General features: G+C 66.9%; 3 protein-coding genes. All 3 read right to left on the bottom strand.

The genetic code is table 11. The annotated features are described in order from the left end of the window. Positions 1 to 2,609, bottom strand: a 2,609-nt coding sequence (locus tag QZY07_RS12630) for an efflux RND transporter permease subunit (protein ID WP_295403111.1), incomplete at its 3' end; no start/stop codon positions are given. Beyond that, complete coding sequence (locus tag QZY07_RS12625) at positions 2,606 to 3,787, bottom strand: HlyD family efflux transporter periplasmic adaptor subunit (protein ID WP_295403108.1); 1,182 nt, start codon at positions 3,785 to 3,787, stop codon at positions 2,606 to 2,608. The genes QZY07_RS12625 and QZY07_RS12630, both read right to left, overlap by 4 nt. Before the next feature lie 161 nt (positions 3,788 to 3,948). Beyond that, positions 3,949 to 5,468: EAL domain-containing protein (locus tag QZY07_RS12620; RefSeq protein WP_295403105.1), on the bottom strand; the 1,520-nt coding region annotated here is incomplete at its 5' end.

Raw genomic sequence — 5,468 nt, 5'->3', positions numbered from 1 at the left:
TCGCGCTGATCGGCGGCGCGGCCCTCGAAGCTGTACTCGATCCCGTAGTCATCGGCGAGCTTGGGCAGCAGTTCGCGCTCCAGCGCCTCGCGCACATTGTCCGGGGTGCTCAGGGCGCGGTTGACATCGGCCGAGACCTCGACCGCCAGGCGTCCGGCGGCGTGACGCAGCGTCTCGAACCCGCGCCGGGACTCCCAGCGGGCGACCGTGGCGAGCGGGACGAAGGCGCCGTCCGGGGCGCGGATCAGCAATTGCTCCAGCGCATCGAGCCGGGTGCGTTCGGCGCGCGGGAGCAGCACCCGCACCTCCAGCTCGTCCTGTCCGACCTGGACCAGTTGCGCCAGATGCCCGTCGAAGGCGGCGCGCAGTTGCCGTCCCAACAGCTCGGTGGTCAGGCCGAGCGCCTGTCCCGCCGGGGTCAGCCGATAGATCAACTGCTCGCGCCCGAACGGCATGTCGTCGAGCATGTCCGAGACGCCGGGGACGCTCTCCAGGCTCTGCGCCAGTTTCAGCGCCGCGGCCTTGAGACGGGTGGCGTCATCGCCGGTCAGCCGCACCGTGAGATCGCGTCCCGGCGGGCCGGCGCGGCGCGCGGAGATCACCAGGTTCTCCAGCCCGGCCGGCATCCTGAGCGTGTCGCGCCAGGCGGCGATAAAGGTCTCGTTGCGGACCTCGCGACGTTCGGAGGGCACCAGTTGCAGCAGGATCGAGGCGAGCTGATCGCCCTGGGCGCCGGAACCGGCCTCCACCGAGATTGTGTTGCCCAGACGCGCGACCGCCGCCTCGACCAGATTGCCGCCGAGCGTTTGCTCGGTCGCGCGCAGCGCCCGTTCCATTTCGTCGAGAAAGGCCGCGCTCTGCTCGCGTGGCGTACCGGCGACAAAGGTGGCGTTGGCGAAGACGATCTGCGATTCCGGGGTCGGGAAGAAGACGAACTGGAGGCGCCCGCCGACAAGCAACCCCACCGCCAGCAGCATCAGCACCGCCACCGCGCTGACGGTGACGCCGCGCCAGCGCACCGCCCAAGTGACCAGCGGGCGATAGAGGCCATCGCGGAAATGATCGAAACCGGCGTCCACCCGCCGGCGCCAGCGCGGCACCGTGGCGTCGACGTGATGCTCGAAGGCGGCGCGCAGATGGGCCGGCATGATCAGGAAGACCTCGACCAGCGAGGCCATCAGCACCATGATGGCGACGAAAGGGATGTCGCCCAGGATGTTGCCCATGATTCCGCCGATCAGGATCAGTGGAAGAAAGGCGGCGACCGTGGTCAGGGCGGAGGCGAAGATCGGCCAGAACATGCGCCGCGCCCCGGAAATCGCGGCCTCGGCCGGCGACATCCCGGCGCGAAAGCGCGACTCGGCGTATTCGCCGATCACGATCGCGTCGTCGTCGATGACGCCCAACGTCAGCAGCAGCCCGAACAGGCTGATCATATTGATGGTGCCGCCGAAAACCCAGAGCAGCGCCAGCGCGGCGAGATAGGCGGTCGGGATGCCCATCGCCACCCAGAAGGCGACCCGCCCCGGCAGAAAAATGAAGAGCAGCAGCAGGACCAGGGTGAAACCCTGGAGACCGTTATCCACCAGCAGGTCGATGCGGTCCTGGATCTGCTCCCACTGAGCGTCGAAGATGGTGAGTTCGAGCGCGGGCGGGAGCGTGGGGCGGGTGTCCGCGAGCCATTGCTCGAAGATCCGCGCGGCGGTCAGCGAGTTGCCGTTCTCGGCGCGCTGGACCAGGATCTCCACGGTGGCGGGGGCGTTTTCGCGGTGCGTCTCCGGCGGATCGTCCAGGGCGATCTCGGTCAGATTCAGGCTGGCGGGACGCGCCTCGCGCACGATGGTCGCGACATCCCCCAGGCGCACCAGACCGCGCTCGTCGCTGACGATCGCCAGATCCTCGAAGTCCACCGGATCGCGGCGTTGCTCCAGACTGCGCAGTTCGCGCGCCCCGTCGGCATCGCCGGCGAGGCCGGAGGGGATGTCGCGGGCAAGCCGGGCGACCTGTTCGCCGATGCCGTCCAGCGAAAGTTTCAGGCTCTCCAGGGTCCGCCCCGACACCTCGATGGCGATGCGTTCCTCGGGCAGCCCGCTGATGTCGATCCGGTCGATCCCGCGCGCCAGAAGTTCGCGCTCGAACTGACGCACCCAGGGGCGCAGATCGGCGAGACTGGGGCCCGAGACCAGCAGCCGGGCGACCGAGTCGTAGCGCGAGACGCGGCTGATCTGCGGGGTTTCGGCGTCCTGGGGCAGGTTGCGGAACTCGGCCACGCGCTGGCGCGTCTGGTCCAGCGCGAGCAGCGGATCGGTGTCCTCCTGGAGTTCCAACGACAGGCTGGCGATGCCCTGGGCGGCGGTCGAAGTGATTTTCTTCAGCCCGTCGACGGTTTTCAGCCGTTCTTCCAGCGGGATCAGGATGCCGTTTTCCACGTCCTCGGCCGCCGCCCCGCTCCAGACCACCCGCACCGAGATGATGTCCAGCGCGAAGGTCGGGAAGAACTGGATGTTCATCCGGGTCAGACTGATCGCGCCCAGGATGAAGATCATGATCATCAGCAGGTTGGCGAGCAGCCGGTGACGGGCGAAGACCGCGATCAATCCATCGCTCACTGGATGGTCTCCACCTTGAGGCTGTCGAGCGCATTGGGGAGATGCGTGACCATCACCGGCGTCCCCGGCGTCAGCTCGGGCGCGCGGACCAGTACCTGTCCCGCCTCGGTCGTGTCGCCGCCGACTTCGCCGATCCGCTCGACCGCGATCCCGCGCAGCCGGCCGTCGTCCACTGCGAAGATGCGGTCGCCGCCATGCAGCGCCGAGAAGGGTAGGGCGACGGTGCCGGGCGCCGGCGGGCGTTCCAGACGCAGATTGACGAAGGCGCCCAGCGGGAGGTCGGCGCCGGCGTCGAGCCGCAGCAGGGCGTCGACCCCGCGCGCGTCGGCCTCGCCGGCGAGCCGCTCCAGCACCGCCGTCAGGGTTTTACCGGCATGCTGGCCGTGGGCGGTCAGGCGTTCGCCGGCGTTCAGCGCCTGGCGCAGTTCCTCGCCATAGACGCCCGGGATCTTGGCGCGCAGATAGAGTCCATCGAGCGGGACGATCGTGAGAATGGTCTGATTGGCCTGGAGCTGATCGCCGGCCGCCGCCTCGACCACGCCGATGCGCGCGGCGAAGGGCGCCAGGATCTCGCCGCGCGCGGCATCGCGCTCGGCCTCGGCCAGCGTCGCCTTCAGCGACGCGAGCCGGGACGGGTGTTCGGCGATCGATTGTTCGCGCAGTGTCACCGCGAGCCGTGCCCGCGCGAGCTGTTCGCGCGCCTCGTCGACGCTGGAGATGGAGCCCAGTTTCTTGGATTGGACCGTATCGGCGCGCGTGACCGCGGCATCGGCCAGGCGCAGCAGCTCGCGTTCCTGCTCCAGCGCCTCGGTGTCGTGGATCAGACGCAACCGTTCCTGTTCGACCTCGGCCTGGGCCTTCCGGCGGCGCGGTTCCAGATCGCGCGGGTCGAGCCGCGCCAGCACCGCGCCGGCCTTGACCCGTTCGCCGTCGCGCACACGCACCTCCAGCAGCCGACCAGCCACGGGGGCGGCGGCGCGCACCCGATCCGGCGCCTCCACGCGACCGAACAGCGAGAGGATCGGACGGTGATCCGCCGGCGTGGCCACAGTGACCGCGACCCGCCAGATGCGTTCGGTTGGCACCACGGGGTGAGGTGTGGGACGGGTTTCCTTGAGGGCGAAAAAGCCGCCAAGACCGGCGAGCAGGATGATCAACGGGAGAAGACGGCGCGGCATTGCGGTGAGTCGTCGAATGGATGAACGGGAGAGTCGCCGATCGATCATCGGCTGTTGACTGGGTTTTGCCTAATTGCGGGCGGGGATCGCAAAAATCACCCAATCCATGATCGCACCAGCCAAAGGCCGCGCGGGATGCGCACGACCGAGCGGACGCCTGCTCAATCCGCTGGCGTCCCCGCCTGTCGCAACAGGGTCTCCATGTCGGCGGCAGACCGAGGTTTGCTGTACCAATAGCCTTGGATCTCGTCGCAGCGATGCTCGCGCAGAAAGCTCAACTGCGCCTCGGTCTCCACGCCCTCGGCGATGACCCTCAGGTTCAGCGCGTGGGCCAGACCGATGATGGCCGGGACGATCTTCGCATCATCGCTGTCATGGGGGAGGTTCCGGATGAAAGACCGGTCGATCTTTAACTTGTCGAGAGCAAACCGCTTGAGATAGGACAGCGAGGAATAGCCAGTGCCGAAGTCGTCTACGGAAAGTGTGGTTCCAATCTTCTTTAAGAAGCGCAGACTAGCGATGGCTGATTTGGCATCTTCCATCACAACGCTCTCGGTCAATTCCAGTTCCAGCCACTCCGCCGCCAGGCCACTGTCGTGCAGCGCGCACCGCACGATCTCCGGAAGCTGACTCTGCCGGAACTGGAGCGCGGACAGATTGACCGCAATCGGCACGGCCGGGAGCCCTTGCCGCTGCCAGTGCGCCGTTTGCCGGCACGCCTCGCGCAACACCCATTCGCCCAAGGGCAAAATCAACCCGGTCTCCTCCGCCAGGGGAATGAAGCGCCCCGGCGCCAGCGACCCCAGTTCCGCGGAGGTCCAGCGCAGCAGCGCCTCCATGCCGATGAGGCGCCCGCTCGCGATCTCCATCTGAGGTTGATAATACACCTCGAATTCCTGGTTCTTCAGGCCAATGCGCAGTGCATTTTCCAGTTGCCGTTCCTGTTCCAGCGCGAGATTCATGCTGGGCGAGAAGAACAGGACGTTGGAACGCCCCGCCTTCTTGGCGCTATACATGGCGGCATCGGCCTGTTTCAGCAGAGCTTCGTAGTCGCTGCCGTCGGCAGGGTACAGACTGATCCCGATGCTGGCGGTCACGGTCAGGGCATGTCCCCCAATCGGCATGGGTTCGTCCAGGGCTTCGAGCAACCGGCGCGCCACGGACATGACGGCGCCAATCCCCTCACTGGTCTCGGCGATATCCGGCATCACGACCACGAACTCGTCCCCGCCCAACCGCGCCAGGATATCCACCTCGCGCATCGTGATCCGCAGGCGTTGCGCGACGGTCTTCAGAATCGCGTCGCCCGCGGCATGGCCCAGCCAATCATTGACCACCTTGAAGCGATCCAGATCGATGAACATCAGGGCCAACCGGGTGCGATTGCGCGCGGCCAGGGCGAGTAATTCCCCCGCCCGCTCTTCGAGCAGGTGGCGGTTGGCCAACTGCGTCAGGGGGTCGTAATGGGCGAGGAACTCGATCTGTTGCCGGGCCGCCTTGCTTTCCGAGATATCGGAAAAGATGGCGATATAGTTGAGCACCTGACCCTGGGTGTCGCGTACCACGGTGATCGACAGCCATTCCGGGTAGATCTCGCCGGTCTTGCGGCGGTTCCAGATCTCGCCTTGCCAGTGCCCGGTGCCCAGCAGCGACTCCCATAATTCTTGATAAAACGCCTGAT

The organism is uncultured Thiocystis sp. (genome assembly GCF_903866365.1).
Classification (GTDB): Bacteria; Pseudomonadota; Gammaproteobacteria; order Chromatiales; family Chromatiaceae; genus Chromatium.
Note: the sequence above shows the minus strand (reverse complement) of the source record. Positions and strands in the feature narration are given on the sequence as shown.